28 protein-coding genes and 1 tRNA gene are annotated in these 26,739 nt (G+C 76.4%); 15 read left to right on the top strand and 14 right to left on the bottom strand.

All coding sequences use genetic code 11. The features are described 5' to 3' along the window. Window positions 1-163: 163 nt before the first annotated feature. Window positions 164-1,006: an inositol monophosphatase family protein gene (locus tag ACFVVL_RS25995; protein ID WP_380295593.1), complete on the bottom strand. Its 843-nt coding sequence runs from the start codon at window positions 1,004-1,006 to the stop codon at window positions 164-166. A 184-nt stretch (window positions 1,007-1,190) separates the two neighbouring features. Between ACFVVL_RS25995 and ACFVVL_RS26000 the strand changes: the two genes are divergently transcribed. Continuing rightward, complete coding sequence (locus ACFVVL_RS26000; RefSeq protein ID WP_387679168.1) at window positions 1,191-1,628, top strand: VOC family protein; 438 nt, start codon at window positions 1,191-1,193, stop codon at window positions 1,626-1,628. A gap of 68 nt (window positions 1,629-1,696) precedes the next feature. Here ACFVVL_RS26000 and ACFVVL_RS26005 read toward each other — a convergent pair whose 3' ends face one another. From ACFVVL_RS26005 to ACFVVL_RS26015, 3 genes are all read right to left on the bottom strand, one after another. Next, the gene (locus ACFVVL_RS26005; RefSeq protein ID WP_387679171.1) at window positions 1,697-2,092 is read right to left on the bottom strand and encodes a hypothetical protein; all 396 of its coding nucleotides are present in this window, start codon (window positions 2,090-2,092) and stop codon (window positions 1,697-1,699) included. Window positions 2,093-2,200: 108 nt separating this feature from the next. After that, complete coding sequence (locus ACFVVL_RS26010; RefSeq protein WP_380295597.1) at window positions 2,201-2,674, bottom strand: DUF3093 family protein; 474 nt, start codon at window positions 2,672-2,674, stop codon at window positions 2,201-2,203. A gap of 100 nt (window positions 2,675-2,774) precedes the next feature. Next, window positions 2,775-3,173, bottom strand: a complete 399-nt coding sequence (locus tag ACFVVL_RS26015) for a DUF4440 domain-containing protein (protein ID WP_380295599.1) — start codon at window positions 3,171-3,173, stop codon at window positions 2,775-2,777. Between the two features lie 192 nt (window positions 3,174-3,365). On the opposite strand from ACFVVL_RS26015, the gene ACFVVL_RS26020 reads away from it, so the two are divergent. The 5 genes from ACFVVL_RS26020 (at window position 3,366) to ACFVVL_RS26040 (ending at window position 8,293) form a co-directional block, all read left to right on the top strand. Then, entirely contained in the window at window positions 3,366-3,533 is a 168-nt protein-coding gene (locus tag ACFVVL_RS26020; RefSeq protein ID WP_387679175.1) for an SflA family class IV lanthipeptide, read from the top strand. Window positions 3,534-3,741: 208 nt separating this feature from the next. Next, window positions 3,742-6,369 (top strand): class IV lanthionine synthetase LanL, encoded by a 2,628-nt coding sequence (gene lanL, locus ACFVVL_RS26025; RefSeq protein ID WP_387679178.1) that lies wholly within the window; start codon window positions 3,742-3,744, stop codon window positions 6,367-6,369. 70 nt (window positions 6,370-6,439) lie between these two features. Then, window positions 6,440-6,508, top strand: a tRNA-Glu gene (locus ACFVVL_RS26030). A 100-nt stretch (window positions 6,509-6,608) separates the two neighbouring features. Next, the gene (locus ACFVVL_RS26035) at window positions 6,609-7,520 is read left to right on the top strand and encodes an ornithine cyclodeaminase family protein (RefSeq protein ID WP_387679181.1); all 912 of its coding nucleotides are present in this window, start codon (window positions 6,609-6,611) and stop codon (window positions 7,518-7,520) included. Between the two features lie 125 nt (window positions 7,521-7,645). Next, the gene (locus ACFVVL_RS26040) at window positions 7,646-8,293 is read left to right on the top strand and encodes a 2'-5' RNA ligase family protein (protein WP_380295606.1); all 648 of its coding nucleotides are present in this window, start codon (window positions 7,646-7,648) and stop codon (window positions 8,291-8,293) included. 43 nt (window positions 8,294-8,336) lie between these two features. Here the strand turns inward: ACFVVL_RS26040 and ACFVVL_RS26045 are convergent, their stop codons facing one another. Then, window positions 8,337-8,690, bottom strand: a complete 354-nt coding sequence (locus ACFVVL_RS26045) for a VOC family protein (protein WP_380295608.1) — start codon at window positions 8,688-8,690, stop codon at window positions 8,337-8,339. A gap of 47 nt (window positions 8,691-8,737) precedes the next feature. Next, the gene (locus ACFVVL_RS26050; RefSeq protein ID WP_387679185.1) at window positions 8,738-9,127 is read right to left on the bottom strand and encodes a hypothetical protein; all 390 of its coding nucleotides are present in this window, start codon (window positions 9,125-9,127) and stop codon (window positions 8,738-8,740) included. Between the two features lie 168 nt (window positions 9,128-9,295). Here ACFVVL_RS26050 and ACFVVL_RS26055 point away from each other — a divergent pair, with 168 nt between their 5' ends. Next, window positions 9,296-10,045, top strand: a complete 750-nt coding sequence (locus tag ACFVVL_RS26055) for a 2OG-Fe(II) oxygenase (protein WP_387679188.1) — start codon at window positions 9,296-9,298, stop codon at window positions 10,043-10,045. Further along, complete coding sequence (locus ACFVVL_RS26060) at window positions 10,035-10,589, top strand: hypothetical protein (protein WP_387679191.1); 555 nt, start codon at window positions 10,035-10,037, stop codon at window positions 10,587-10,589. Before ACFVVL_RS26055 ends, ACFVVL_RS26060 begins: the two co-directional genes overlap by 11 nt. An 80-nt stretch (window positions 10,590-10,669) precedes the next feature. Here the strand turns inward: ACFVVL_RS26060 and ACFVVL_RS26065 are convergent, their stop codons facing one another. Continuing rightward, the gene (locus tag ACFVVL_RS26065; RefSeq protein ID WP_380295615.1) at window positions 10,670-10,882 is read right to left on the bottom strand and encodes a hypothetical protein; all 213 of its coding nucleotides are present in this window, start codon (window positions 10,880-10,882) and stop codon (window positions 10,670-10,672) included. Window positions 10,883-11,190: 308 nt separating this feature from the next. Between ACFVVL_RS26065 and ACFVVL_RS26070 the strand changes: the two genes are divergently transcribed. After that, entirely contained in the window at window positions 11,191-14,688 is a 3,498-nt protein-coding gene (locus tag ACFVVL_RS26070; protein WP_387679194.1) for a tetratricopeptide repeat protein, read from the top strand. A 132-nt stretch (window positions 14,689-14,820) separates the two neighbouring features. Beyond that, entirely contained in the window at window positions 14,821-15,981 is a 1,161-nt protein-coding gene (locus ACFVVL_RS26075) for a peptidoglycan recognition family protein (protein WP_387679197.1), read from the top strand. A gap of 108 nt (window positions 15,982-16,089) precedes the next feature. Here ACFVVL_RS26075 and ACFVVL_RS26080 read toward each other — a convergent pair whose 3' ends face one another. The 3 genes from ACFVVL_RS26080 to ACFVVL_RS26090 all read right to left on the bottom strand — a co-directional run bounded on the left by ACFVVL_RS26080 (window position 16,090) and on the right by ACFVVL_RS26090 (window position 19,675). After that, window positions 16,090-16,212: a hypothetical protein gene (locus ACFVVL_RS26080; protein WP_380292567.1), complete on the bottom strand. Its 123-nt coding sequence runs from the start codon at window positions 16,210-16,212 to the stop codon at window positions 16,090-16,092. Between the two features lie 157 nt (window positions 16,213-16,369). Continuing rightward, window positions 16,370-18,028 (bottom strand): AMP-binding protein, encoded by a 1,659-nt coding sequence (locus ACFVVL_RS26085; protein ID WP_387679200.1) that lies wholly within the window; start codon window positions 18,026-18,028, stop codon window positions 16,370-16,372. 162 nt (window positions 18,029-18,190) lie between these two features. Further along, entirely contained in the window at window positions 18,191-19,675 is a 1,485-nt protein-coding gene (locus tag ACFVVL_RS26090) for an MFS transporter (protein WP_380292619.1), read from the bottom strand. A gap of 157 nt (window positions 19,676-19,832) precedes the next feature. Between ACFVVL_RS26090 and ACFVVL_RS26095 the strand changes: the two genes are divergently transcribed. The 3 genes from ACFVVL_RS26095 (at window position 19,833) to ACFVVL_RS26105 (ending at window position 22,149) form a co-directional block, all read left to right on the top strand. Next, the gene (locus tag ACFVVL_RS26095) at window positions 19,833-20,306 is read left to right on the top strand and encodes a MarR family winged helix-turn-helix transcriptional regulator (protein WP_387679203.1); all 474 of its coding nucleotides are present in this window, start codon (window positions 19,833-19,835) and stop codon (window positions 20,304-20,306) included. Window positions 20,307-20,376: 70 nt separating this feature from the next. Next, window positions 20,377-21,444, top strand: coding sequence for a TIGR03617 family F420-dependent LLM class oxidoreductase (locus ACFVVL_RS26100; protein WP_387679206.1), 1,068 nt, complete (start codon window positions 20,377-20,379; stop codon window positions 21,442-21,444). Between the two features lie 75 nt (window positions 21,445-21,519). After that, window positions 21,520-22,149, top strand: a complete 630-nt coding sequence (locus ACFVVL_RS26105; RefSeq protein ID WP_387679209.1) for a maleylpyruvate isomerase N-terminal domain-containing protein — start codon at window positions 21,520-21,522, stop codon at window positions 22,147-22,149. 87 nt (window positions 22,150-22,236) lie between these two features. Here ACFVVL_RS26105 and ACFVVL_RS26110 read toward each other — a convergent pair whose 3' ends face one another. Continuing rightward, a complete protein-coding gene (locus tag ACFVVL_RS26110) occupies window positions 22,237-22,950 on the bottom strand; it encodes a ScbR family autoregulator-binding transcription factor (protein ID WP_387679212.1) in 714 nt (237 codons plus the stop codon). 165 nt (window positions 22,951-23,115) lie between these two features. Further along, window positions 23,116-23,520, bottom strand: a complete 405-nt coding sequence (locus ACFVVL_RS26115; protein ID WP_380292579.1) for a RidA family protein — start codon at window positions 23,518-23,520, stop codon at window positions 23,116-23,118. Between the two features lie 203 nt (window positions 23,521-23,723). Between ACFVVL_RS26115 and ACFVVL_RS26120 the strand changes: the two genes are divergently transcribed. Continuing rightward, on the top strand, window positions 23,724-24,344 hold the full coding sequence (locus ACFVVL_RS26120) for a C40 family peptidase (RefSeq protein ID WP_387679216.1): 621 nt from the start codon (window positions 23,724-23,726) through the stop codon (window positions 24,342-24,344). Between the two features lie 19 nt (window positions 24,345-24,363). Here ACFVVL_RS26120 and ACFVVL_RS26125 read toward each other — a convergent pair whose 3' ends face one another. Further along, window positions 24,364-24,834 (bottom strand): MarR family winged helix-turn-helix transcriptional regulator, encoded by a 471-nt coding sequence (locus ACFVVL_RS26125; RefSeq protein WP_387679219.1) that lies wholly within the window; start codon window positions 24,832-24,834, stop codon window positions 24,364-24,366. 87 nt (window positions 24,835-24,921) lie between these two features. Between ACFVVL_RS26125 and ACFVVL_RS26130 the strand changes: the two genes are divergently transcribed. Further along, a complete protein-coding gene (locus ACFVVL_RS26130; RefSeq protein WP_387679222.1) occupies window positions 24,922-25,353 on the top strand; it encodes a VOC family protein in 432 nt (143 codons plus the stop codon). On the opposite strand, the gene thrS is transcribed toward ACFVVL_RS26130, so the two are convergent. Next, a complete protein-coding gene (gene thrS, locus ACFVVL_RS26135) occupies window positions 25,347-26,639 on the bottom strand; it encodes a threonine--tRNA ligase (protein ID WP_387679226.1) in 1,293 nt (430 codons plus the stop codon). The genes ACFVVL_RS26130 and thrS overlap by 7 nt on opposite strands. Window positions 26,640-26,739 lie beyond the last annotated feature (100 nt).

Genomic DNA, 26,739 nt, shown 5'->3' on the forward strand with positions numbered 1-26,739 from the left:
GGTCCCGTGTGATGACGGGCCGACTCCACGGCTACCCCGCATCCGGCGATGCCACCCGGGCCCGCGCGCCCGGGCGCCGGCCTCACCGGTGGGCGGCGCGGTGGACGGTCGGGGGTGGATGTCGTCGGGGGCAGCCGGGCCGGAGGGGGGCGGCGGTGGGCGGTTACGGGGTGGGGTGGTCCCCGAGGAGGAGGTGGCGGATCCGGGTGACGGTTTCCGTGTCGCGGGCCGTCACGAACGGCAGGGTGTTGCCGCCGGCGAGGTGGAAGGGGGTGCCGGAGAGCGTGGTGTGGGCGCCGCCCGCCTCGGCGACCAGGAGCAGGCCCGCCGCGTGGTCCCAGGCGTTCTCCCAGGCGAACACGGTGGCGTCGAGGGCGCCGCGGGCGATCTCCAGGTACTCCAGCCCCGCCGAGCCCGCGCACGGGCGGGCCCGGACGCCCTCGGTGCGCAGGCGGAGCAGCGCGCGCTTCGCCTCGGGGGTGGTGTGGAAGGGGTACGAGGCGGCGATCTCCAGCGGTGCGCCGGCGGCCGGCGAGCCGGCCCGCAGGGCGGTGCCGTCCAGGTGGGCGCCGCCGCCGCGCAGGGCAGTCGCCATGCGGTCGTGGGCCGGGGCGTACGTCCAGGAGGCCAGCAGCTCGCCGCGGTGGGCGAGGGCGACCAGGGTGCAGAAGCCCTCGTCGCCGCGGACGAAGGTGCGGGTGCCGTCGATCGGGTCGACGATCCAGACCGGGCGGTCGCCGGCCAGTGCCGCGTACAGGCCGGGGTCGGCGGCGACGGCTTCCTCCCCCACCACGACCGAGCCGGGGAGCAGCGCCGTGAGAGCGGCCGTCAGGTGCGCCTCGGCGCCCCGGTCGGCGACCGTCACCAGGTCGTGCGGGCCGCTCTTCTCGGCCACCTGGTCGGCGGTCAGCGCGCGGAAGCGCGGCATGATCTCGGCGGCCGCCGCCCGTCGGACGGCCTCCTCCACCGGGCCCAGGCACTCCGCGGCGAATCTATCGTCGATCATCGGCCCATCACATCACAGCTTCTGTTTCCGGCGGCCCGACCGAACAGACGGACGGCCGAGGAGGCACGCCGCCCGTGCGTTCGACAGGGCGGGTCGGGTTCCGGCTCAAGCGGTGGGAAAGGCTCGCCGACCGTGCTGTCGGCGGTGCGCGGTACCGTCGCCGCATCCGACCGAGGAGGGCCGCATGGCGACCAGGTGGAGCTTGACGATCGACTGCGCGCACCCGGCGAAGCTGGCCGGGTTCTGGGCACTGGCGCTGGGCTATGCGGAGAGGCCCGCACCCGCAGGGTTCGGCAGTTGGGAGGAATGGTTCTCTCATCACGGGATCCCGGAGGACGAGTGGGACGAGGGCGCGTACCTCTGCGATCCCGAGGGGGCGGGCCCCGGCCTGTCCTTCCTGAAGGTGCCGGAGCCGAAGACGGTGAAGAACCGGGTGCACCTGGACGTACAGGTCGGTGGCGGCCGTGAAACGGCCTGGGAGGTGCGATGGCCGCGCGTGGTCGAGGCGGTGGAGCGGCTGACCGCCGCAGGGGCGACGGTGGTTCGTGAGGAGGGCCTGCAGGGCAGGCCCGATCATGTGGTGATGGCTGATCCGGAAGGAAACGAGTTCTGCGTGGTCTGACCGCGGAAGCCGGGTCAGTGCGCCCCGGGCGCCCCGGAGGAGACGGTGGCCGGGCCGGACGGGGGGGGTCAGCGCGGGTCGCGGCCCAGGGCCCGGCGCAGCGCGAGGTGGGTCAGCCAGGCCATGCCGAAGGTGAACGGCGCGGCGGTGCTGTCGGCGGGACCGGGGACGAGCGAGCAGACCACCATCACGGCGAGCGGTATCCGGACGCGCAGCAGCGCCCGGCCGACGGCTGCGGCGCCCGACGCGGCCGCCTCCCCCGGGGCGGTCGGGGCGCGTACGGCGAGCCACGGAACGAGCAGGCCCAGCACCGCGAGCGGCACGGTGAGGCCGGTGTGCTTCGCCACCTCGAAGACCGTCCAGACCAGCAGGACGACGCCGAGCACGCCCCAGCCGACCCGGGCGGCGGCGCCCACGGTGCCGAGGACGGGTGCGGCGGCGCGGTCGGCGCTCTCGTGCGTCATGAAACTCTCCCCCGGGTACGTCGTGCGCCCCACCCGTCCCGGGCGGTGCCACCGGCAGTATGCGGCGCCCCCGCCCGCCGGGACACCCCGGCCACACCCCGGAACGGGTCAGCGGCCGCTGACGGCCCGGGGAGCGCAGTGGTCGCGGGCCTCGGCCAGGGCGGCGGCGAGGGCCTCCGGACGGCGGGTGGAGAGGTAGACGTAGGGGCAGAGCAGGGAGGGTTCGGCGACCTCGACGCGGACCGCGCGCGGGAGGTAACCGCGGATCAGCAGGCGGGCCCTGGGACCGGCCAGCCGGGTGCGCCAGGCGAAGGCGCCGTCCTCGTCGAGCACCTCGACGGCCCCGGTGTGCTCGCCGCGCAGCACGACCGGTCCGGCCACCAGGACGCCGTCGCAGACCCTGATCCGGACCGCGCCGTACCCGTTCAGCGCCGGGGCGACGACCGCGAGCAGCAGGGCGCCGCCGGCGAGCGCGGTCAGCGGGCCGAGCGGGAGCAGCGCGGCCGTGAGCGCGGCGGCGGCCGCCAGGGCCGCCAGCCACCAGCGCAGCGGGACGGAGAGTCGTTCGTCGTAGATCACCACATCCGGGATGCTGCCACGTCACCGACCGGTGCCCGCAGCCGGGCCGGGCCGACGGCGGTGCGGGTGCGGCGCCGGCCCGCCCGGTGGTCGGGGCCCGGGCTCAGGCGGGGTCGTGCCAGGAGAAGGCGGCGATCCGCCAGCCCTCGGGGGTGCGGACGAACTGGAAGGTCTTGGTCCCGCCGCCCTCGTACGGCTCGCCGTCCAGGGTGCCGGACTTGCGGTACTCGCCGATGCGCGAGGCGACGTCCCCCGCGATCTCGGTGCGTTCGGAGGTCTCCCACTCCGCGAAGCCCACCAGCCGGCCGTCGTTCAGCAGCCGCTCGCGGGGCTCGACGAACTCCTCGACGGAGTAGACCGTGAACGTCGGGGAGGTGCTGACGATCACTCCCTGCGGGAGCATCAGCCGCCGGATCCGGGCCACGTCGGCGCCCTCGCCGCCGCGGTTGTCGAACGCGTCGAAGAACTCGGCGGTCAGCCGGTCGATCTCGGTCTTGGACATGGGCCCGACCGTAGCACCGCGCCGTCCGCCGGTCAGCCGTTCGGTGCCATGTCACACATCGTCAAGCCGCGGACCGGATCCAGGTGTCGCGCATGTGTTGATGTCGCGCCCCTGTGGTGAACGCGTGGAGGTGGCTAGCATGAGCATGCCGTCGAACAGGTATCCACCGACCCTCTACGGGAGGAGCCCCTCATGACCGCACAGCTTCTGGAGATCCGCGACGCCGGTCTGCTCGACATCGACGAGGAGACCATCGCCTTCGAGGACGAGTTCGACGCGGACCTCGCCCCGGTGGCGTGTCTCGCCGACCCGTGGGTCACCTACGTCCCCACCCGTTTCGAGTGCGGGCTCGACTACTGACCCCCGAGCGCGCCGCGTAGGACGGTGACCGCCGGGCGGGCGACCGCGCGGCGGTCACACCGCTGCCGGGCCGGGGGAACCGGCGGCGGGGCACGCGGAACGGGGCACGCGGAACGGGGCACGCGGAACGGGGCACGCGGAACGGGGCACGCGGAACGGGGCACGGGGTTCGGGGCACGCGGTTCGGATCACGCGAGGGGGCTCGACGATGGTGGCAGCGGGCGGGTCCGGTGGCGGGGCGGCCGGGGAGCTGCGGGCACGGATCGCGGCCCACCTGGGCAAAGCGACAGCGGCCGGCGCACAGCGCCGCCTGCACGCCGGCGACGGCTGGCTGTACCTGCACGACCCGCGGATGCCCGCCCTCGCCCACGGCTGGAAGCTCCACCTCTCCGGCCGGCCCGAGCACCTGGCGGACCTGGTCGACCTGGTGCTCCCCGTCCTGCTCCGCCACCGCTGCGACGCCAAGTTCGCCGCCGACGCCGCCGTTCTGGGGCGGCTCAACTCCGGGCTTCGCGGCGCCGCGGCCGTCGGCAAGGCGGTGACGGTCTACCCGGCGCCGGGCGGGATCGAGGCGCTGGCGGCCGAGCTGGCCGAGGTGCTGGCGGGCCGCCCCGGCCCCCGGGTGGTCAGCGACCGGCGGCTGCGGGCGGACGCCCCGGTCTACTACCGCTACGGGCCCTTCCGGGTCACCGACGAGGACCCGGACCTCGTGATGACCGGCCCCGACGGGGAGGCCTTCCCCGGACTGGCCGGCGAGGCCTACCGCCAACCGCCGTGGGCGGCGGACCCGTTCGCCGCCCGCGCCGCGCGGCCGGAGGCGAGCACCCGGGTCGGCGACGGCCGCTACCGGATCACCGCCGGGATCACCCGCTCGCCGAACGGGCACGTCTACCGCGCCGTCGAACTCGCCACCGGGCGGGCGGTGGTGGTGAAGCAGGCCCGCGCCTTCGTCGCCGAGGACGCGTCCGGCACCGACGCGCGCGGCCGGCTCCGGCACGAACGGCGGGTGCTGGCCGCGCTCGACGGGGTGCCCGGGGTGCCGCAGCTGGTCGACTACTTCCGGCACGGCGAGGACGAGTACCTGGTGAGCACCACCCGCGGGCCTCGTGACCTGCGCCGCGACGTCCTCGCCGCGGGCCCGTACCACCCGGCCGGCGGCACGGACGGCCGGGACTGGTGGGCGCTGGCGCGCGGCCTGCTGACCGTCCTGGACGCGGTGCACGCGCGGGGCGTGGTGGTGTGCGACCTCAAACCGGCCAATGTGGTGCTCGACGGCCCGGTCGGCTGCTCGCTGGTCGACTTCGGCGTCAGCTCCCTCGCCGGCGAACGGCCCGAGGGCGCCACCCGGGGCTACGGCCTGCCCGGCGCGGGCGCGGGCGCGGGCACGGCGCGGCCCGCCGACGACTACTACGCGCTCGGCGCCACCCTGCACTGGGCCGCCACCGGGCTCGACCCGGTGGTGATCGACCCCGACCCGGCCGTCAACCGCGAACGCACCCTCGCCTGCCTGGCCGGCGCGCTGCCCGCGTACGGACCCGCGGCGGCGCCGGGCGCGGCGCCGGGCACGATGGCGGACGCCGTGGTGACGGTGGTGGCCGGGCTGCTGGGCCCCGACGCCGGGGAGCGGGCCTCGGCCGCCGCCCGGCTGCGGGACGACGCCCCCATCCGCCCCGCCGGACCGTCCCGGAGGCCGACGGCGGTGACCGGCGACCTGCTCGCCGAGACCGTCCGGCACACCCTCGGCCGCTGCGTCCGGATGGCCCACGAGCTGGTCGAGACCGATCCCCGGGGCGGGCAGCCGCGCACCCTGCTGTCGTTCTACGACGGCGCCGCCGGCCTCGGCCTGGAGCTGCTCCAGCACCCCGACCGGCCGGAGGTCCGCGCGGCGGCCGCCGCGCTCGCCCGGTGGACCGCCGCCCACCCGGCCCTCGACCGCCTCGGCCCGGGACTGTACGACGGCCGGGCCGGCGTCGACCTGTTCCTCGCGCACGCGGCCCGTCTGCTCGGCACCGAACGGCCCGCCGCCGAGGGCGGGGTGCCCGGCGAGGACCTCCCGGCCGACCAGATCTCCGGCGCCGCCGGGATCGGCACCGCGCGGCTCCTGCTGGCCCGCTCGGCCCGCGCCGACGGCCGCCCGCAGGAGGCCGCACAGCACCTGGTGGTCGCCGCCGAGTGCGCCCGGCGGCTGACCGACGGCCGCCCCACCGACCCCCGGGAGGACCCCAACCCGGCGACGGCGGCGCTCGTGGAGGGGTTCGCCCACGGCCGGGCCGGTCTGGCGCACTTCCTCCTCGCCCTGCCCGGCGGCCACCCGGAGGCCGCCCGGCGCCTGGTCGACGGCCTCGCCGCGGACGTCCCCCGGCTCGCGGCGGCCGCCCGCGCCCCCGGGGCGACCCGGCGCTACGGCTCCTGGTGCCGCGGGCTCGCCGGCATCGGCGGCGTCCTCGTCCAGGCCGCCCGCCAGTACCGCGAACCGGCGCTGCTCGCCCGCGCCGCCGAGGCGGCGGCCGCCTGCCGCGCGCTCGCGCCGAGGATGGGCATGACCGGCCAGTGCTGCGGCCTCGCGGGCGTCGGCGAGCTGCTGGCCGACCTGGCCGCGGCCACCGGGGAGGAACGCCACTGGCGGGCCGCCGAGGAGGTCGCGGGCCTGATCCTGGCCCGGGCCGGCGGGCCCCCGGGCCGCCCGCTGCTGCCCGGCGGCGACCCCGGCGCGGAGTCCCGTGCCTGGGCCGTCGGCACCCCCGGGGTGCTCGCCTTCCTCCGCCGGCTCCACCTCCGGGGCGGGCCGCGTCCGGGCCGGCTGTTCCCGGCCCGATCCGGTGATTTCGGTTTCTGATCATCTGTTGGTAGTTTCTTCCCCGTCGAGAGGGCGGGCCGCGCAGGCGGCGGCAAGCCCCTTCGGCCAGGCGTCGGTGGTGCATTGGCAGCACGCCCGCTTTCAGCGGGAAGAGTTCGTTCGATTCGGGCCCGGCGCTCCGAACCCCGGGGGCGGCAACCGTGTGACGGGTGCCGCCCCCGTTCTGCATCCGCCGCCCCGTCGTCGCCGGCTCCGGCTCCGGGAGGAGACTGATCCCCGTGACCCAGTTGCTCTCGCGCGCGGCCGTGGAAGCCGCCCTGGACATCCCGACCGTGCTCGCGGCGCTCGAAGCGGGCTTCCGCACGGCCGACCGGCTCCCGGCCGCCCAACGGGTGGGCGCCCGGCTGCCCGGCCCCGGAACCGCCATGTGCCTCGTTCCCGGGCTGCTCCCCGACGTGCCCGCGTACACCGTGAAGGTCAACGCCAAGTTCCCGGCCGCCACCCCCGCCCTGCGCGGGATCGTCTGCCTGCACGCCCTGGCCGACGGCGAACTGCTCGCGCTGCTCGACTCCGCCTCCGTCACCGCCTGGCGGACCGGGCTGGCCGCCGCCCTGGCCACCCACGCACTCGCCCCGGACCACGCGACGACGGTCGCCGTCATCGGCGCCGGCGCCCAGAACCGGACCGCGCTGCGGGCCCTGCGCACCCTGCGGCCGATCGACGAGGTGTACGCCTACGACCTCGACCCGGAGCGCGCCGCGGCCGTCGGGCGGCCCGTGCCCACCGCACGCGCCGCCGTCGAGGCCGCCGACATCGTCCTCCTCGCCACCTGGTCGCGCGAGCCGCTGCTCGACGCCGACGTGCTGCGGCCCGGTCTCCACCTCACCAGCCTCGGCTTCGACGAACCCGGCAAGACCGAGCTCTCCCCCGCCCTGCTGCGCGCCGGCCGCCTCGTCGTGGACGACCTCGCGCTCGCCGCCGCCTCCGGCGTCCTGCACGGCGCCGGCCCCGACCCGGAGCTCGCCACCCCGCTCGGCGACATCCTGCGCGGCACCGCCCCGGCCCGCCCCGACGACCGTCCCACCGTCTTCGCCCCGGTCGGCCTGCCCTGGCAGGACCTCGCCCTCGCCTGGCCCGTCCACCTCGCCGCCCGCGCCGATCCCGCGACGCCCTCCTTCACCTTCCACTGACCGCCCCCCGCGCTCCGCCGGGCGCCCTTCTGGTCCCGCCTCCCCACGGCTACCGTCCTTCCAGGACACCGACGGCCCGGAGCCGACCCGCCGGTTTCGCCCGCCGTACGACGGAGGAGACGACCGTGGAGAAGTTCGTTCCGAAGTTCCAGGGCGCGCCGTGGACCGACGGCGCCCGCGCCCTGCACGTCTACGCCGTTCCCGACCTGCGAACCGACCTCCGGCTGGCGGGCCTGGTCGGCGAGTGCCGCGCCGCGATGCGCCCCTTCCCGATCACCCGGCTGGACGACGACACCCTGCACTGCACCCTCGACATGATCGCCGACACCACCGCCGACCGGATCACCGCCGAGGAGCGCGACGACCTCGTCACGGCCCTGCGCGAACACCTCGCCGCCACCGGCCCGTTCGAAGTGATGGCCGGCTCGCCGATCGCCGGCCTCGGCGGGGCCTTCCTGGACCTCTCCCCCGACGACGCCCTGGTGGACCTGCGCGAGCGGGTCCGCGACGCCATCCGCCGCACCCGCGGCCCCGGCGCGCTGCGGCACGACGGCGGCCGCCCGCACATCTCGCTCGGCTACGCGTGGACCGAGGGCTCCTCCGACGCCCTGCAGACGGCCTTCCGCCGGATCTCCCCCAGCCACGCCCCCGTCCGCGTGCGCGCCGTCGAACTGCTCGACGTACGGTTCCGGCTGCGCCCCCGCCCCGGCCGGGAGACCGCCTGGGAGCTCTCCTGGACCCCGGTGGCGACCGTCCCCCTCGCCGGCGCCTGACCGCCCGCCACGCGGGGGCGACGGGCGGCGCCCGGCCGTCCGGTCAGGCCGGCTGCCAGAGCTCGATGCGGCGGCCCTCGGGATCGGTGACCCAGCCGAACCGGCCGACCCCGGCCATGTCCTGCGTCTCCTCGGCCACCTCCGCGCCCTTCGCCCGCAGCTGCGCGAGCATCGCGTCCAGGTCGCGGACCCGGAGGTTGAGCATGGTCTGCTGGTCGCGGGAGCCGAAGTAGTCCGTCCCGGCGTCGAAGGCCGCGAAGACCGTCGGCCCCGCGTCCGGCTGCCACCGGCCGTGGTCGTCGATGTCCAGGCCGAGGCAGTCGCGGTACCAGGCCGTCAGGGCCGCGGGGTCGGCCGCGCGCAGGAAGTACCCGCCGATGCCAAGCACGTGTTCCATGCCCGTCATCCTGCCAGGGCGGAGGTGGAGCGGCCCGGCGGCGCCGCTCAGCGGTCGGCCACCCATGCGGCGTCCGGGGGCCAGGAGCCGGCGGTCACGATGTGCTCGACGATCCGCAGCGCCTCGGCGAGCGGGACCGTCTCCTGGTCGGGGTACTCGTCGCACTGGCCGTTGGCGAGCACGAATCCGTCGCTCTCGCCGTCGGCCGAGGGGTCCACGGCGTGTTCGCCCGGGTCGCCCTCTCCCTCCAGCAGCACCACCATCGCCCGCTCGGTGTTGGTCACCACACCCAGCGAGCGGCCCGCCGAGCTGGTCAGCCACGTCTCCAGGCACCCGGCCTCGATCCGCGACCGCAGCATCCCCGCGACCGCCCCGGACCGGACCGGGGCCGTGCCGCCGCCGTCACCGCCGCCCTGCGCCACCCATGACTCGATCACGGCCCCGAGGATCCCACGGCCGCCGACCGGGCGGAACGCGAGGGCGGAACGCGAGGGCAGAACGCGAGGGCGGATTCCCGCCAGCCCCGGGCCCGGCCGGCGGCGCAGAGTGGAAGGCGTGGGACAGCTGGGACGAGTGACCGGAGAGCGGACGTGAGCGTGCGAACGATGACCGAAACCCCTGGGGGGACTCCCGCGGAGACCTCCGCGCAGACCTTCGCGCAGCGGGTCGGCGGGGCCGGCTGGGCGGCGCTCGCCGAGGAACTCGGGGAGCACGGGAGCGCCCTGACGCCCAGCCTGCTCGACCCCGCCGAGTGCGCGGAGCTGGCCGGGCTCTACGACGAGGTGGAACGCTTCCGCAGCACCGTCGACATGGCGCGCCACCGGTTCGGCTCCGGGCAGTACCGCTACTTCCGCGAGCCGTTCCCGGCCCCGGTCGCGGCCCTCCGCGAGGCGCTCTACCCGCGGCTGCTGCCGGTCGCCCGGGACTGGGCGGCCAAGCTCCGCCGGCCCGCGCCGTGGCCGGACGGCCTCGCCGAATGGCTGGAGCAGTGCCACGCCGCCGGGCAGAACAGGCCCACCCCGATCCTGCTGCGCTACCGGGCCGGCGACTGGAACGCCCTCCACCGCGACCTCTACGGCCCCCTGGTGTTCCCGCTCCAGGTGGTCATCGGCCTCGACGTGCCGGGGGCCGATTACACCGGCGGCGAGTTCCTGACCGTCGAGCAGCGGATGCGCGCCCAGTCGCGCGGGACCTCCGTCGCCCTCCCCCAAGGCCGCGGGCTGGTCTTCACCACCCGCGACCGCCCCGTGCGCTCGGCGCGCGGCTGGTCGGCGGCGCCCGTCCGGCACGGCGTCAGCACCGTGCGCTCGGGGCTGCGCCGCACGCTCGGCCTGGTGTTCCACGATGCCGCCTGAGATCCGCCGCGCCGCCACCGGCGCCGGCCTCGATTTCGACCTCGGCGTCGACCTCTGCGCCGACCCGGCCGAGCCGGTCGAGCCGCACACCGAGGCCGAACTCGCCGCGCTGGAGGGGCTGTTGCCCCGGCACGCAGTGGTGGTGATCGGGCACGGCCGCGACCCGGCCTCGGTCGCCGCCGCCGGCGCTTTCGCCGCCCGCCGGGAGGCCTCCGGAGGGACCGTGGCGGCCGTCGTCGACTGGCCCGAGGAGGCCGCCTCCTGGCTGCGCCAGGCCCGCCGGTTCGCCGCCCCCGCGCCGGACGCCTGGGTGGTGGCCGCCGGGCCGCGCGGCTGGGCGGGGATGAGCCGGCGGCTGCGGCTCAGCACCGACTGGGACCCCTCCCGGACCGTCGGCTTCGCCGCCACCGGCAGCGCCCTCGCCCTCGCGCTCGCCGGTCCCGGCACCCTGGACGGCCTGCGCGGCGCCACGGCCGACGGCCGCACCTGGCAGGTGGGCGGCGGGGCCGGTCCGGGCGGCCCGACGGCGCACCGTCCCCGGTGAACGGACCGCGCGGCGACCGGCCCGGGGGCGGACGCGCGAACGCCCCGGAGCCGGGGGCTCCGGGGCGCGGGGCGGACGGGTCAGCCGTTGGTGCTCTCGAAGGCCTCCAGCCAGCTGAAGCGCGGGCCGACCAGGCCCACGGCGGCGTTGCCGGCCAGGAGAGCCGCCGACGAGGAGGAGGGCTGCTCGCCGCCCGAACCGTGCGCCACCGCGGCGGTCGGCGCGAGCACGGCGGCCGCGGCGGCGACGGTGGCGATCACGGCGAACTTGCGGAGCGTTCCACGAACCGACATTCAGGTACTCCTTGATGGAAGGTCAGCAGGCTGCACCGGCCGCCGCGCGGGACGGCCGGGCGGCACACACGTTTGCACACGAACGCGGGGCACCGGGCGCATTCGCGACGCCGACGCGGGTGAACGGGCGCGAAGTTACGCCCGCCGGGTGAACCCCCCGTGCGCCGCTGCCGTCCCGTCGCGCACGACAGACGGCCGAAAGCGGGACAACCCCGGGGCCGATTCACTACGGTCGTCCTCACGACAGCGGCACCGGCGGCACCGGACACGTGGTCGGCGACCCGCCGGGTGGAGCGGCAGGGGGTGGCATGGCACAGGCACGGAGGCGTCTGTCGCGTGCGGAGGCGGTGCGTCAGCGCACCGGTGCGCAGTTCATCGGCCGCAGAGCCCAGCTGGCGCTGTTCGTCGACAACCTCGCCCGGGACCCGGATCCCGACTCCGGGCCGGACCCGGCGGACTTCCTGTTCCATGTGCGCGGAGTGGGCGGGGTCGGCAAGTCCACCCTGCTCGCCCAGTGGCGCGAGGCGGCGCGGCGGGCCGGGGCGCTCACCGCGCTGGTCGACGAGACCGATGTGCACGGCGTCGAGACGGCGCTCACCGCGCTCGCCCGCCAGCTCGCCGAACAGGCGGGCCCGCTGCGGGAGTTCGACAAGGCGGTGGAGCAGTACCGACGCTCGCTGCAGGCCGCCGCGGACCGCGAGCCGGAGCAGCCGCCCGGCGGGGAGGGCGCCTCGCTGCCGACCCGGATGGCGGCCCAGGCGGCGCTCGGGGCGGCCTCGGTGCTGCCGGGCGCGGGGGTGGTCGCGGCGATGGCCAACCCGGACGCCGTGGCCCAGGGCGCCGAGCGGCTGATCGCCGGGGTGCGCCAGCGCCGGCGCGGCGGGGACGTCGAGGAGTCGGCGCTCAGCCGCGCCTTCGTCGCCGAACTCGCCCGGCTCTGCGACCGCGACCGGGACCGGAGGCAGGGGCGGCGGCCGTGGGTCGTGCTGTTCCTGGACACCTGGGAGCTGACCGGCCGCTACCTCGACGGCTGGCTGCGGGAGACCCTCGACGATGCGTTCGGCCCGCTGCCGCTGGAGGTGGTCTTCGTGCTGGCCGGCCGGGACGAACTGGCCGAACGCGAGTGGGCGCCGTGGCGGCCGGTCCTGGTGGACGTGCCGCTGGAGGTGTTCACCGAGCAGGAGGCCCGCGACCTGATGGCGGCCCGGGGGGTGACCGACCCGCTGGTGGTCGACGCGGTGCTGCGGATGTCGATGCGGCTGCCGCTGCTGGTCGCGCTGCTGGCGGCCGCCGACCCCGGCGCGGTGGAGGAGGTCGCCGACGTCGGCGCGGACATGGTCGACCAGGCGGTGGTGCGCTTCCTGCAGTGGATCCCCGAGCAGGAGCGCCGGGAGACCGTGCTGGCGGCGGCGCTCCCGCTGCAGCTCAACCAGGACCTCTTCGCCTGCGCCGTGCCGGACGCCGAACCGGCCGCCTGGGCCTGGCTGTCGGCGCAGCCGTTCGTGACCGGGCGCGGCGACTTCCTGCAGTACCACGCCGTGGTCCGCACCAGCATGGTGCGCCGGCGCCGGATCCACACCCCCCGGGAGTGGACGGCCGCGCACACCCGGCTCGCCGAGCACCACGCCGCCGCGCGCACGGCGGTCGAGCAGTACCTGCCGGCGGCCCGGCGCGGCGCCGATCCGCGCTGGCGCCGCCCGCTGCTGAACGAGCTCTACCACCTGCTCTGCGCGGACCCGCTGGCCCATCTGGCGGTGGCGCTGGAGCACACCGCGCGCACCGCCGGGGACGCGCCGGACACGCTGGCCCCGTGGGCGGAGATGCTCAGCCAGGCCGCGCAGGACAGCGACGACGCCGAGCTGGTCCGCTGGGCCCGCCGGATCCACACGGCCGCCGGTGGCGAGCAGCCGGTCCTGGAGACGCTCGACGCCCTCGCCGGGCCGGGGCTGCCCACCCGGGTCCGGGCCTGGGCGCTCACCCACCGCGGCTACCAGTACTTCGTCGAGGACCGCGACGACGACGCGCTCGCCGATCTCGACCAGGCCGTCGCGATCGCCCCCGACCTGCCGCAGGCCCTCGCCTACCGCGGACGCGTGCTCAACTGGCACGGCCACCACGAGCGCGCGCTGGCCGACTTCACCGCCGCACTGGCCCTCGACCCCGAGTACGCCTGGGCGCTGTCCCGGCGCGGTGAGGCCCGGCAGCTGGCGGGGCTGGCCGAGGAGGCGATGGCCGACTTCACCGCCGCGCTCGCGCTGGACCCCGACGACGCCTGGGCGCTGGGCTCGCGCGGCCAGGCACACCGGCTGGCCGGGCGGCTGGAGGAGGCGGTCGCCGACCTCACCGCCGCCATCCTGCTCGACCCCGAGTACGCCTGGGCGCTCACCCAGCGCGGCGAGGCGTTCCGGATGGCGGGCCGGCCGGCCGAGGCGGTCGCCGACTTCACCGCGGCGCTCGCACTGGACCCGGGCGACGCCTGGGCGTTGAGCTCCCGGGGCCAGGCCCACCGGCAGACCGGCCGGCTGGACGAGGCGGTCGCCGACCTGACCGCGGCGCTGACGCTCGGCCCGGACAACGCCTGGGCGCTCGCCGAGCGGGGCGAGGCGCACCGGCTGGCGGGCCGGCCGGAGGAGGCGGTGGCCGACTTCACGGCCGCGGTGGCGCTCAACCCGGAGAACGCCTGGGCGCTCGGCTCGCGCGCCCAGGCGCACCGCCAGGCCGGACGGTTCGACGAGGCCGTCGCGGACTTCACCGCGGCGCTCGCGCTGAACCCCGAGTACGCCTGGGCCGTCGGCGAGCGCGGCGAGGCGCACCGGCAGGCGGGCCGGCTGGACGAGGCCGTCGCGGACTTCACCGCGGCGCTCGCCCTGGACCCCGAGTACGCCTGGGCGCTCGCCGAGCGCGGCGAGGCGCACCGGCAGGCGGGCCGGCTGGACGAGGCCGTCGCGGACCTGTCGGCGGCGCTGCTCCTGGACCCGGTGGACGTGTGGGCGCTGCGGGCGCGCGGCCAGGCGCACCGGCAGGCCGGCCGGCTGGACGACGCGATCGCGGATCTGACCGCCGTCCTCGCGATCGACCCGGAGTACGCCTGGGCGCTGGCGCTGCGCGGCGAGGCGCACCGGCTGGCGGGGGACCTGGAGGAGGCGGTCGCCGATCTGTCGGCCGCGCTCGTGCTCGAACCGGACGACGCCTGGGCGCTGGGCTCCCGGGGCCAGGCGCGCCGGCAGGCGGGCGAGGTGGAGGCGGCGGTCGCGGACCTCACGGCCGCCCTGGCGCAGAACCCGGACTACGCGTGGGCGCTCGCCGAGCGCGGTCAGGCGCACCGGCAGGCGGGGCGGACGGCGCAGGCGGTGGCGGACCTGGAGGCCGTGCTGGCCCGGGACCCGGCGGACGTCGCGGTGCGGTGCGCCCTGGCGGCGGCGTACCGGCACGACGGGCGGTTCGCGGACGCCCGGGAGGTGCTGGAGGGGCTGGCGCCGGAGGTGGCGGCGTCCTCGACGGTGCTGGTGGAGGTGGCGGTGCTGCGGTTGCTGACGGAGGGCCCGGCGGCCGCGGCGGAGGCCTGGGAGGCGTTCCTGGAATGCCCGTACGAGGATCCTCGGGACCTCTTCGAGCCGGGGGTGCGCAAACTGCTGTACGGGCTGGTCGCCGGGGAGGGCGGGCCGCAGGAGCTGGTGCGGGCCTTCCTGGCGGTGCCCGGCGCGCGGGCGGCGCGGGCGGACGTCTGCCTGTACCTCGGTGAACTGGCACGGGCCGCCGCCCCGGTGGGTGCGCGGGCGGCGGAGGCGCTGCGGTTCCTGGAGTGACGGACGGCGGGTGCCCGTTCGGGCAGAGGCGTCCGGCGGACGTGCCGCCGGGGACGATCGCTTCGCTACATTCATGATCGTCTTCCGAGCAGTCAGACCGCGTTCCCCTCACGCACCGAGAGCAGGATCCCGATGACCGAGCCCAGCTCCGCCGTCAGCCGCCGCACCCTGGTGACCGCCATCGGCGCCACGGCCGCCGCACTCGCCGCCGCGCCGGCCGCGCACGCCGCCGCTCCGGCCGCCCCCGCCCCCGCCACGCCCACCGCCCCCGCCGCCCCGGCGCCGGCCGGCCCGGGCGCCCGCACGGTCACCGTGCCGGCCACCCGGTCGCGCTCCGCGGCCGGGCGCGCGGCCGCCGCGGCGCGCACCGACTTCCCGATCCACTACGTCGGCGTCAGCTGGGACGGTCCCCGGCGCGGCGGCGCGATCCGCCTGCACCACGAGGGCACCGGCCCCGGCGCCTGGCAGCCGCTCACCGCGGGCTGCGCGGGCGGGCCCGACCTGCCGGGCGGGCCGGCCGGCGGTGCCGCCGCGGGCGCGGCCGTCCTCGTCCCGGCGGGCGGCGCCACCGGCTACGAGCTGCGGCTGCCCGACGGTGCGGCCAACCTGCGCTCCACCGCCCTGGACACCACCCGGGGCCCGGCCCGCACCGCCGCGCTCTCCCCGACCGCGCCGGTCACCTTCTGCGGCGTCGAGTACCTCAGCCGTGCCGCGTGGGGCGCCGACGAGTCCAAGCGCTTCAAGAACGGCGTGGAGAACTCCCCCGCCAAGTACTACCCGCTGCAGACCCTGACGGTGCACCACACCGACACCCCGAACGCGGACGCCGACCCGGCCGCCACCGTGCGGGCGATCTACGAGTACCACGCCGTCACCCAGGACTGGGGCGACATCGGCTACCACTTCCTGATCGACGAGGCGGGCCGGATCTACGAGGGCCGCTGGTCCGGCGACGACGGCCTGCCGGCGCACGACGCCGCCGGCAACGTGGTCACCGCCTTCCACACCTCCGGCTTCAACTCCGGCAACCTCGGCGTCGCCCTGCTGGGCACCCTGACCGGCCAGGAGCCGACCGCCGCGGCCCGCCACTCGCTCGCCCTGGTGCTCGCGCTGCTGACCCGCACCCACGGGCTCGACCCGCAGGCCCACGTCACCTTCGTCAACCCGGTCAACGGCGTGACCAAGCCGGTCGACCTGATCAGCGGCCACCGCGACTGGCTGGCCACCGACTGCCCCGGCGGCACGATGTACGCCACCCTGCCCGCCCTGCGGGCCGAGGTCGCCGCGCTCTGACCGTCCGGCCGCGCGGCCGCCGCCCCGGACGCGGCCGGGCACACGCGCCCGGCCGCGCCCGGGGCCCTGACCCGCTCGGGGCACCCCCTGCCCGGGGTGCCCCGGTGCTCATGGTGCTCCGAGCGAGGCCCAGTCGGACCATCCTCCGCCGGAGAGCTGCCAGATGTGCCGGACGGTCTCGTCGGTGCAGGGGACGAAGACGTGCAGCCGGTTGTCCGCGTCCTGGGACACGGCCGGATCACCGGACGGCGTGGCACCGATCGGGCCGCCGAGCGGCCGCAGATCCGGAGGCCGTGCACCGGCCCGTCGGTTCGTTCCCGATCCCGGCTCCCGGGGCCAGGCGCGCCGGCAGGCGGGCGAGGGCGGGCCGGCGGGGCGGGCCGGGGGATCAGGCGTGCTCGGTGCCCGCCGCGCCGTCCAGCCCGAGCAGTCCGACGGCCCGCTCCCGCATCTCCACCTTGCGGATCTTCCCGGTGACCGTCATCGGGAACTCGTCCACCAGGTGCACGTAGCGCGGCACCTTGTAGTGGGCGATCCGGCCGGCGCAGTACGCGCGCAGCGCCTCGGCGGTCAGCTCGGGCGCGCCGGGCCGCAGCCGGACCCAGGCCATCAGCTCCTCGCCGTACTTGGCGTCGGGCACCCCGATGACCTGGACGTCCTGGACGTCCGGATGGGTGTACAGGAACTCCTCGATCTCGCGCGGGTAGATGTTCTCGCCACCGCGGATCACCATGTCCTTGAGCCGGCCGGTGATGGTGAGGTAGCCCTCCTCGTCCATCACCGCGAGGTCGCCGGTGTGCATCCAGCCGTCGGCGTCGACCGCCTCGGCGGTGCGGTCGGGCTGGTCCCAGTAACCGAGCATCACCGAGTAGCCCCGGGTGCACAGTTCGCCGGGCGTGCCGCGCGGCACGGTCCCGCCGCTCTGCGGGTCGGCCACCTTGACCTCCAGGTGCGGGCCGACCCGGCCGACGGTGGAGACCCGCCGCTCCAGCGGGTCCTCGGCGCGGGTCTGGGTGGAGACCGGGGAGGTCTCGGTCATGCCGTAGCAGATCGAGACGTCCCGCATGCCCATCCGGTCGACGACCTGCTTCATCACCTCGGTCGGGCAGGGCGAGCCGGCCATGATGCCGGTGCGCAGGCTGGACAGGTCGTGCTCCGCGAAGCCCGGGTCGTTGAGCTCGGCGATGAACATGGTCGGCACGCCGTAGAGCGAGGTGCAGCGCTCGGCGGCCACCGCCCGCAGGGTGGCGACGGGCTCGAAGGCCGGGGCGGGGATCACCACGCAGGCCCCGTGCGAGAGCGCCGCGAGGTTCCCCATGACCATGCCGAAGCAGTGGTAGAACGGCACCGGAACGCAGATCCGGTCCGCCTCCGTGTAGCCGCAGAGCTCACCGACGAAGTACCCGTTGTTGAGGATGTTGCGGTGGGAGAGCGTGGCGCCCTTGGGGAAGCCGGTGGTCCCGGAGGTGTACTGGATGTTGATCGGGTCGTCCGGGCCCAGCCCGGCCCCGATCGCGGCCAACCGCCCGCGGTCGCCGCCGTCGCCCGCCGCGGCGAGCTCCGCCCATCCGGGCGAGCCGATCAGCAGCACGTCCCGCAGGCCGGGCCAGCGCGGGCCGGCCTCGGCGAGCATGGCCGCGTAGTCGGAGGTCTTGAAGCTCGGCACCGCCACCATCGTGCGGATCCCCGACTGGCGCAGCACGTACTCGACCTCGTGGGCGCGGTAGCCGGGGTTGACGGTCACCAGGATCGCGCCGATCCGCGCGGTGGCGTACTGGGTGAACACCCACTCCGGGCAGTTCGGCGCCCAGATCCCGACCCGGTCCCCGGTCCGCACCCCGAGGCCGAGCAGCCCGAGCGCGAGCCGGTCCACCTCCGCCGCCAGCTCCCGGTAGGTCCAGCGCCGCCCGCTCGCGAGGTCCACCAGCGCCTCCCGGTCGGGGAAGACGGCGACGGCGCGGTCGAGCGCGGCACCGATGGTGTGCTCCAGCAGCGGCACGGAGGTGTCGCCGGCGCTGATGCTGGGAGAGGGGGAGGGCGAGGTCATGGTGAGGGCTCCTGGACTCGTCCGGCGCAAGTCGCCCGAGTCTACGCAGACCACCCCGCCCCGTCACCCGTTCGCGCACCGCCGTCCGGGGACGGCGGTGCGCGGCGTGCCTGGTCAGGCGGGGGCGAGGAGCGGGCGGGCGGGCGAGCAGCCGGCCGGCCGTCAGGCGGAGGCGGCGTCGCGCACGGCGGTCCGCTCCGGCGTACCGGCGGTGGTCCTCGGCGCGCCCTGGGCGGGCGGCACCGGGATGGTGGCGGCCACCGCCGCGGCGACCAGGGCCACCCCGCAGCCGATCAGCAGGCCGACCCGGAAGCCGGCCTCGGAGGGCAGGACGTGACCGCCCGTGGTGGTGGTCAGCTGGGCGAGCACCACGCCGACCACGGCGGCGGAGACCGACGTGCCGAGCGAGCGCATCAGGGTGTTGAAGCTGTTGGCCGAGGCCGTCTCGGACAGCGGCACGGCGCTCATGATCAGCGCCGGCATCGCGCCGTAGGCGAGGCCCACGCCGGCGTTGCAGACCAGCGTCACGATGAGCACGCCCCAGGTGGAGCCGATCAGCAGCATCGACAGTCCGTACCCGGCGGCGATCGCCAGGGCGCCGACGACCAGGGTGAACTTCGGCCCGCGCGCCGCCGAGAGCTTGCCGCCGAGCGGCGAGACGACCATCATCATCAGGCCGGAGGGCGCCATCCACAGGCCCATCGCCAGCATCGACCGGCCCAGGCCGTAGCCGGTGGCCTCGGGCAGCTGGAGCAGCTGCGGGATGATCAGCGCCTGCGCGTACATCCCGAAGCCGACGAGCACGGACGCCACGTTGGTCAGCAGCACCCGGGGACGGGCGGTGACCCGCAGGTCGACCAGCGGTTCGGCGATGCGCAGCTCCCACGCGCCCCAGGCCAGCAGCAGGACGACGGCGGCGGTGAACAGGCCGAGCGTCGTGCCGTCGGTCCAGCCCCAGTCGCCGCCCTTGGAGACCGGGAGCAGCAGGCAGACCAGTCCGGCGCCGAGGCCCGCCGCGCCGACGGCGTCAAAGCGGCCGCCGGCCGGGGCGGTGGCGGGGGCGGGCACCAGGAAGCGGATCATCGCGGCGATCGCCACGGTGAGGACGGCCGCGCCCCAGAACAGCGCGCGCCAGCTGGCGTACTGGGCGACCGCCGCCGAGATGGGCAGGCCGAGGCCGCCGCCGATTCCCATCGACGCGCTGACCAGGGCGATCGCCGAGCCGAGCCGCTCGGGCGGCAGCACTTCGCGCAGCAGGCTGATGCCGAGCGGGACCACCCCCATGCCCATGCCCTGCAGTCCGCGCCCGACGATCATCGGCAGGACGGAGGAGGTCAGCGCGCAGATCACCGAGCCGACCAGGAGCGGGGCGCAGCAGGCGAGCAGCATCCGGCGCTTGCCGAGCAGGTCGCCGAGCCGGCCGCTGATCGGGACGAACACGGCGGCCGACAGCAGGGTCGCGGTGATCACCCAGGAGGCGTTGGAGGCGGAGGTGCCGAGGATCTTCGGCAGCTCGCCGATCAGCGGGGTGACGAGGGTCTGCATGATCGCGGCCACCGTGCCGGTGAGGGCGAGGGTGGCGACGATGCCCCGGGTCCGGTCGGGGGCGGTGGTGCGCGGGGCGGTGGTGCGGGAGGCGGCGGCCATGGGCGGGGGCTCCTGGGGGACGTGCGACGGTCGAAGGATATGCATCCTACACATGATATGCATGATGCATATCGACTCCGGCGCGCGCACGCCTGCCATACTGTGCGCAAACACCGCAGGTCGGGGCGCCGGAGCCAGGGACGGGAAGGACGACGTCATGAGCGGACCCAGCGAGCCCGGCGGGCCCACCGACGAGGTGGCGTTCGAGTACATGGTGCTCAGCCGGCACCACTACCTGAGCTCGGCCGGCGTCCGGCCGCACGGCAGCGGACTCGACCGCAGCGCGTACATCCTGCTCAGCCGGATCCGGGTGCAGGGCCCGATGTCGATCGGCGAGCTCAGCGACGCCTTCGGGCTGGACGCCTCCACCCTCAACCGGCAGACCGCCGCGATGACCCGGGCCGGGCTGGTCGAGCGGATCCCCGACCCGCAGGGCGGACTGGCCCGCAAGTTCCGGATCACCGAGGAGGGCGACCGGCGGCTCGACGAGGACCGCGCGGCGCACGCCCACGCCCTCGGCCTGGTGATGGCCGACTGGGCCTCCGAGGACATCAAAGCCTTCGCCGCGTTCCTGCGGCGCTTCAACACCGGCATCGAGCGGCTCGACGGCCGGCCCTGGCCCCGCCCCTGATCCCGCCCGGCACGCACGCTCGACGCCGCCGGACCCCGCCGGACCCCGCCGCCCACCAGGAGCCCGTCCCATGGACCGCCCGCAGTCCCCCGCCCTCCTCCTCGACGCGCTCGCCCCGGCGCACCCGGCCGGCATCCTGGACGCCGCCGAGCAGGCCGAACGGCGCGGCGCGGACCGGCTGGTGGTCTCCGAGACCGCCTACGACCCGTTCCTGCAGCTGGCCCGCGCGGCCGACCGCACCAGCTCCATCGAGCTGGCCACCGGCGTCGCCGTCGCCCTCGCCCGGACCCCGATGACCCTCGCCTACCAGGCGTGGGGCCTGCACGCGGCCTCCGGCGGACGGGCCGTCATCGGGCTCGGCTCCCAGGTCAAACCGCACATCGAGAAGCGTTTCGGGATGCCCTGGGACCGTCCCGCCGCGCGGATGCGCGAGTACGTGCACGCAGTGCGGGCGATCTGGCACAGCTGGCAGACCGGTGAACGGCTGCGCTTCCGGGGCGACTTCTACGCCCACACGGTGATGACGCCGGTCTTCTCCCCCGATCCGGTCCCGTCCGGGGTGCCGAGGATCCTGCTGGCGGGCGTCGGCCCGCTGATGGTGCGCACGGCGGGCGCGGTGGCGGACGGCTTCCTCAGCCACCCGTTCACCTCCGTGGACTACCTGACCCGGCAGGTGCTGCCGGCGCTCGCCGAGGAGCGCGGACGGGCCGAGGCCGAGGGCGCGCCGTGGACCGGGCGGCCCTTCGAGGTCGTCGGCAGCGTGCTCACCGCGACCGGGCACACCGAGGAGGAGCTGCGCGCCAACCTGGCGGCCGTCCGCGAACGGCTGGCCTTCTACGCCTCCACGCCCGCCTACCGTTCGGTGCTGGCGCAGCACGGCTGGGAGGACCTGCACGAGGAACTGCACCGCCTGTCGCTGCGCGGCCGCTGGCCCGAGATGGCCGCGCTGATCGACGACCGGGTCCTCCACACCTTCGCCGTCACCGGCACGGTCGGGGAGGCCGCCCGGGAGATCCACCGCCGGTACGCGGGCCTGGCCACCCGGGTCTCGGTCAGCCTGCCGGAGGACGCCGCGCCCGGTCTCGGCCTGGACGTGCTGGACGCCCTGCGCGCATTGGAGGGGCCCGCACCGCGGTGACTCCCGCCGCCCGCCGCGGAGCGGGCGTGTTCTACGGTGGGCGGTGGTCCGTACACCGTCGGGAGGAGCGGGGCGATGGAGCGTCAGAAGGACGGCCGGCTGGGGCTGCTGGCCGAGCTGTGGGGGAGCTGGGCGGAGCGCGGCGCGGGCTTCGACGCCGGGCAGTGGGAGCGGAGCACCCGGCTGCCGGGCTGGACGGTGCGCGACCTGTACGCGCACGTGGCCGCCACACCGGAGCTGTTCGCCCGGGCGGAGGGCGCGGCGGTCGACGGGCCGCCCGCGGTGGCACGCGGCTCCGCCGTGCTGCGGGCGTACAACCGGCCCGGCGGGGTGGCGCACACCGCGGCCGCACTGATCGCGGACACCGCCCGGCAGACGGCTGCGGCGGTGGGCCCGCAGGCCCTGGTCGCCCGGTTCGCCGAGGAGGGACCGCAGGTGCTGGCCCGGATCGCGAAGCTGTCGCCGGACACGGCGATCGGCCATCCGCTGCTGACCACCGTCGCCCTCGACGCGCTCGTCGAGGTGGCCGTGATGGAGGCGACCGTCCACCTGCTCGACCTGACGGCGGCGGTCGGCGGCCCGCCGCCCCCGTCGGCGGCGCTGGAGGCCACCCGGATCCTGCTGGCGGAGGTGGCCGATCCGGTGGAGTTCATCGAGGCGGCGGCCGGACGGACCGGCAACCCGGTGCTCCCGGTGATCCGCTGACGAGCCGTCGGGGACGACCGGGCGGCGGCTACGCTCCGCAGTCGCACACCGGTGGGTGACCCGGCCGGGAAAACCGGACGCGCCGTATCATTCTCCGGGCGCGCCGGCCCCGCCGGTCACCCCGGGCGCGTCGGCGGCCGCGAAGTCCGCCTCCGCCGCGCCGCGTGCGGCCACCATCTCGGCGTGGACCCGCGCACCGCGGTCGGGGGCCAGGTCGAGACAGGCCAGCACCCCGGGCACGGCGATGCTCGGCATCAGGTGGCGGTACAGGGTGGCGACCCGCTGCGCGAGGTCGGCCCGGCCGGTGAACCGCTGCGACTGGAGCTGCACGCCCACCCAGGACGCCGTCATCAGCCCGGCCGTGTCGGCCGGCACCACGTGCGGCAGCAGCTCGCCCCGCCCGCCCGCCAGGATCAGCAGCCGCTCCAGCCGGGCGATCCAGCCCGGTGCGGCGTCGAAGCCCAGGTGGCCCTCCGCCCCCTGGTCCACCGAGAGCCGCACACCGGCGCTGACCAGCGGGTCGATCGGCACCAGGTGGGTGACCACCATCCCGGTGTCCACGAACTCCTGCAGCTTGCACGAGCGCTCCGGCACGGCCTCGGCCTCGAACTGCCCCTCGATGACGCCCTGCGCGAGGTCGCGCTTGGAGGCGAAGTGGAAGTAGACGGCGCCCCGGGTCACCCCGGCCCGGGCGACGACCTCGCCGATGGTCGCCCGCTCGTAGCCGCACTCGTCGAACACCGAGGCCGCGGCCTCCAGAATCAGCCGCCGCGTCCGCAGTGCCCGCTCCTGTCGCGCCACCACGACCACCCCCGCCCGCACACCCGCAACAAAACCAAACAGCCCGTATCTTACCCGGGGCCGCCCACCCGCCCGGTGGCGCTCCCGCGCCGAGGGCCGTGCACACGCGGTGTCCGAGGATACCGAGCGGGTGGCCGGGCCCGGACCTCGCCCCGGCGCCGCCCGTCAGCCCAGCACGGCAACCGCCTCCACCTCGACGAGCTGGTCGTGGTACCCGAGCACGGAGACGCCGAGCAGGGTGCTCGGCACGTCGTGCTCGCCGAGGTACTCGCGGTAGACGTTCCAGACGGCCCCCAGGTCCGCCTGCCGGGAGGAGGCGACGTACACCGTGGTGCGCACCAGGTCGGTGAGCGCGGCGCCCTCGTCCTCCAGGACGGTCAGCAGGTTGCGCATCACCTGATGGGCCTGGCCGACGTAGTCGCCCACCGCCACCGTGCGCCCCTCCGCGTCCAGCGGACAGGCCCCGGCCAGCCAGAGCGAACGGACGGGCGCGTCGACGGCGGCCGCGTAGGCGTAGTCGACGGCCTGGGTGAGGCGCTTGTTGCGGACCAGTCTGACGGAACTGCTCATGGGTCCCTCCCGGATGATCGTTCGGTCCTGCCGCGCCCCATCGTCGGAACCTCCGGCGGCAGCGTCAATCGATTTCCGGCCCGCGGCCCGGCGGGGCGCGGGCCGCCGGGCCGCGAATTCACCGGTGCGGGTGATGGCGGGGCGCCCGCGCCGACCGGGATCCTGGTGGCTCGCCCGGTTCGCCGACGACCGAGGGAGTCCGCATGCCGCTTCCGCACCGCACCGGGACCTGGGGCCGCCGCCGGATGCTGGGACTCGCCCTGGGAGCCGGTCTCGCCCCCGCCCTGGGCGCGGGCCCCGCGGCCCCCGCGGCTGCCGACCCCGCCACCGACCGCCCCGGGGGCAGCGGCCCGCAGGCCGCGCTCGGCCGCCGGGTCGCGGCGGTGGCCGCCGGGCAGATCGGCGTGCCGTACGCCTGGGGCGGCGGGGACCGGCTGGGCGCGAGCCTCGGATTCTGCGACGAGGAGAACGGCTACCTCGACGGCCAGTGCCTCGGCGAGCGCACGGTCGGCTACGACTGCAGCGGGCTGTCGCTGTACTGCTGGTACCGGGCGAGCGCCGGCGCCGTCGAGCTGGCCCACTACACCGTCGCCCAGTACCACCGCTCCGCCCCGGTGGAGCGGTCCGCGCTGCTCCCCGGGGACCTGCTGTTCTTCTCCCGCCCCGACGCCCCGCTGCACCACGTCGGCATCTGGGCCGGCGACGGCGCGATGGTCCACGCCGAGCGCACCGGGACCCTGGTGGCCCGGCTGGAGGGCGTGTTCGGCATCCCCAGGTGGGCCGGGGAGTTCGCGGGCGCCCGCCGCCCCGCGGCGTCCGGCTGAGCGTCCGGGCGGCGGGCCCTCACGGGGCTCCGGCGAGCCGCGCGTGGAGGCGGCCGAGCAGCTCGTGCAGCACCTGGCGCTCCTCCGCACTCAGCGGGGCGAGCACCTCGTCCTGGACGGCGAGCGCCTCGGCGCGCAGTTCGGCGAGCAGCGCGCGGCCGGCGTCGGTGACGGTGACCGAGACGCGCCGGCGGTCGGCGGTGTCCCGGGCCCGTTCGACGTAACCGGCGGCGGCCAGCCCGTCGGCGACCTTGGCCATGTCGCTGGGGTCCACCCCGAGCCGGCGCACCAGGTCGCGCTGCGCGTGCGGCCCGAAGTCGGCGAGTGCGGCGAGCACCGCCATGTCCCACAGCCGCAGCCCCCGGCGGGCGAGCCGCTCGGCCAGCCGGGCGCGGGCCGCCTTCCCGGTGCGCGAGAGCAGGTAGGTGCTGAGGTCCAGCAGCGTCGGCGGGGTGGACGCGGCGGTGGGCGCGGGTTCCTCGGAAGCCATGGGACAAGTCTAGGGTCCGACCCTATAGTGGGTGGCGACCCACGATTATCGAGACCCGCCGTTTCCCCCGAGGGAGCCCCGCCCGCCATGGACGCGCCGTACCACCGTCTGCTCGTCGCCGACTTCCCCGCCTGCTTCGCCTTCTACGACGCCGTGCTGCCGCCGCTGACCGGCGTCGCGCCGGCCGAGGGCGCCCCCGGCGGCCCGTACGCCTCCTGGGACCTCGACGGCCGGACCGCACTCGCGCTGTTCGACCGCGGACAGCTGGCCGCCGCCGTCGGCACCGCCGCGCTGCCCGCCGTACCGGCCACCGCGCCGGCCACCGCACCGGCCGCCGCCCAGGACACGGCGATGCTGGTCCTGCGGGTCGGCGACGTCGAGCAGGCCCTCGCCCACTGCCTGCGGCACGGCGGCGGGCCCGTCACCGGACCCGCCGACCGCCCGGAGTGGGGCCCGGGCCTGCGCACCGCGCACGTGCGCGACCCGGAGGGGCGGCTGATCGAGCTCCAGTCCTACTGACGCCCCGGGCCGCCCCCGGGGGCGTCGCCCCACAGCTCCGGGGCGCAGGCGTCCACCAGCGCCCCGATCCGGGCCAGCGCCTCGGCCACCGGCAGCGGGGCGGGGCGCCGGCCGTCGCGCAGACGCAGCGCCAGCAGGTCGTCCGCCGCCTCCCGGGGGCCGATGACCGCCTGGTACGGGACCAGCCTCGCCTCCCGGATCCGGGCGCCGAGGCTGCCCCGCTCGGGTCCGGCGACCTCGGCCCGCAGTCCGAGGTCGAGGCAGCGCCCGCGCACCCGCTCGGCCCGCTCCCGCTCCCCCTCGGACAGCGGCAGCAGCACCAGCTGGGTCGGTGCCAGCCAGGCCGGGAAGGCCCCGCGGTACAGCTCGATCAGATGGGCGACGACCCGCTCGACGCTGCCGATGACGCTGCGGTGCACCATCACCGGGCGGTGCGCGGCGCCGTCCGGGCCGGTGTACCGCAGGCCGAACCGCTCCGGCTGGTGGAAGTCGATCTGGACGGTGGAGAGGGTGGACTCGCGCCCGGCGGCGTCGGCGATCTGGACGTCGATCTTCGGTCCGTAGAAGGCCGCCTCCCCCTCCGCCGCCTCGAACGGCACCCCGGAGCGCTCCAGCACCCCGGTCAGCAGCGCGGTGGCCCGCTCCCAGAGCGCCGGGTCGGCCACGTACGTGCCGCCCGCGCCCGGCAGCGAGAGCCGGTGGCGCACCGGGCGGATGCCGAGGGCGCGGTGCGCCTCGCCGATCAGCTCCAGGGCGGCGAGCGCCTCGTCGGCGGCCTGTTCAGGGGTGCAGAAGACGTGCGCGTCGTTGAGCTGGATGGCCCGCACCCGGGTCAGGCCGCCGAGCACCCCGGACGGCTCCGAGCGGTACATGCCGCCCAGTTCGGCGATCCGCAGCGGGAGTTCGCGGTGGCTGCGGGCCCGCGACCGGTAGATCAGGGCGTGGTGCGGGCAGAGGCTGGGCCGCAGGACGACCTGCTCGGCGCCCAGGTCCATCGGCGGGAACATGTCCTCGTGGTAGTGCTGCCAGTGGCCGGAGATCTTGTAGAGCTCGCGTTTGCCGAGCACCGGCGAGTAGACGTGGCGGTAGCCGGCGCGCCGCTCGCGCCCGCGGACGAACTCCTCCAGGGCGTGCCGGATCGCGGCGCCGTCGGGCAGCCAGTACGGGAGGCCGGAGCCGATCAGCGGGTCGGTGCCGAAGAGTCCGAGTTCCCGGCCGAGCCGGCGGTGGTCGGCGGCGGGGGCCGGGGCGGGCACGGCCCGGGATGCGGCGGGGTTGCTGCTCATGGCGGTGGTCTCCACTCGGGTCGGCGGGCGAGTGGACCGGTACGGCGAAGCCCCGGGGCACTCGCCCCGGGGCTTCGAACTGGGTCAGCAGTCAGCGCGC

This window comes from Kitasatospora sp. NPDC058115, from assembly GCF_042884635.1.
In the GTDB taxonomy this organism is placed as follows: domain Bacteria; phylum Actinomycetota; class Actinomycetes; order Streptomycetales; family Streptomycetaceae; genus Kitasatospora.

Coding starts and splice junctions, on each gene's coding strand:
- ACFVVL_RS25995 (WP_380295593.1), bottom strand. CDS start 1,006: ATGATCGACGATAGATTCGCCGCGGAGTGCCTGGGCCCGGTGGAGGAG.
- ACFVVL_RS26000 (WP_387679168.1), top strand. CDS start 1,191: ATGGCGACCAGGTGGAGCTTGACGATCGACTGCGCGCACCCGGCGAAG.
- ACFVVL_RS26005 (WP_387679171.1), bottom strand. CDS start 2,092: ATGACGCACGAGAGCGCCGACCGCGCCGCCGCACCCGTCCTCGGCACC.
- ACFVVL_RS26015 (WP_380295599.1), bottom strand. CDS start 3,173: ATGTCCAAGACCGAGATCGACCGGCTGACCGCCGAGTTCTTCGACGCG.
- ACFVVL_RS26020 (WP_387679175.1), top strand. CDS start 3,366: ATGACCGCACAGCTTCTGGAGATCCGCGACGCCGGTCTGCTCGACATC.
- lanL (WP_387679178.1), top strand. CDS start 3,742: ATGGTGGCAGCGGGCGGGTCCGGTGGCGGGGCGGCCGGGGAGCTGCGG.
- ACFVVL_RS26045 (WP_380295608.1), bottom strand. CDS start 8,690: ATGGAACACGTGCTTGGCATCGGCGGGTACTTCCTGCGCGCGGCCGAC.
- ACFVVL_RS26055 (WP_387679188.1), top strand. CDS start 9,296: ATGACCGAAACCCCTGGGGGGACTCCCGCGGAGACCTCCGCGCAGACC.
- ACFVVL_RS26060 (WP_387679191.1), top strand. CDS start 10,035: ATGCCGCCTGAGATCCGCCGCGCCGCCACCGGCGCCGGCCTCGATTTC.
- ACFVVL_RS26065 (WP_380295615.1), bottom strand. CDS start 10,882: ATGTCGGTTCGTGGAACGCTCCGCAAGTTCGCCGTGATCGCCACCGTC.
- ACFVVL_RS26070 (WP_387679194.1), top strand. CDS start 11,191: ATGGCACAGGCACGGAGGCGTCTGTCGCGTGCGGAGGCGGTGCGTCAG.
- ACFVVL_RS26075 (WP_387679197.1), top strand. CDS start 14,821: ATGACCGAGCCCAGCTCCGCCGTCAGCCGCCGCACCCTGGTGACCGCC.
- ACFVVL_RS26085 (WP_387679200.1), bottom strand. CDS start 18,028: ATGACCTCGCCCTCCCCCTCTCCCAGCATCAGCGCCGGCGACACCTCC.
- ACFVVL_RS26090 (WP_380292619.1), bottom strand. CDS start 19,675: ATGGCCGCCGCCTCCCGCACCACCGCCCCGCGCACCACCGCCCCCGAC.
- ACFVVL_RS26095 (WP_387679203.1), top strand. CDS start 19,833: ATGAGCGGACCCAGCGAGCCCGGCGGGCCCACCGACGAGGTGGCGTTC.
- ACFVVL_RS26100 (WP_387679206.1), top strand. CDS start 20,377: ATGGACCGCCCGCAGTCCCCCGCCCTCCTCCTCGACGCGCTCGCCCCG.
- ACFVVL_RS26105 (WP_387679209.1), top strand. CDS start 21,520: ATGGAGCGTCAGAAGGACGGCCGGCTGGGGCTGCTGGCCGAGCTGTGG.
- ACFVVL_RS26115 (WP_380292579.1), bottom strand. CDS start 23,520: ATGAGCAGTTCCGTCAGACTGGTCCGCAACAAGCGCCTCACCCAGGCC.
- ACFVVL_RS26120 (WP_387679216.1), top strand. CDS start 23,724: ATGCCGCTTCCGCACCGCACCGGGACCTGGGGCCGCCGCCGGATGCTG.
- ACFVVL_RS26125 (WP_387679219.1), bottom strand. CDS start 24,834: ATGGCTTCCGAGGAACCCGCGCCCACCGCCGCGTCCACCCCGCCGACG.
- ACFVVL_RS26130 (WP_387679222.1), top strand. CDS start 24,922: ATGGACGCGCCGTACCACCGTCTGCTCGTCGCCGACTTCCCCGCCTGC.
- thrS (WP_387679226.1), bottom strand. CDS start 26,639: ATGAGCAGCAACCCCGCCGCATCCCGGGCCGTGCCCGCCCCGGCCCCC.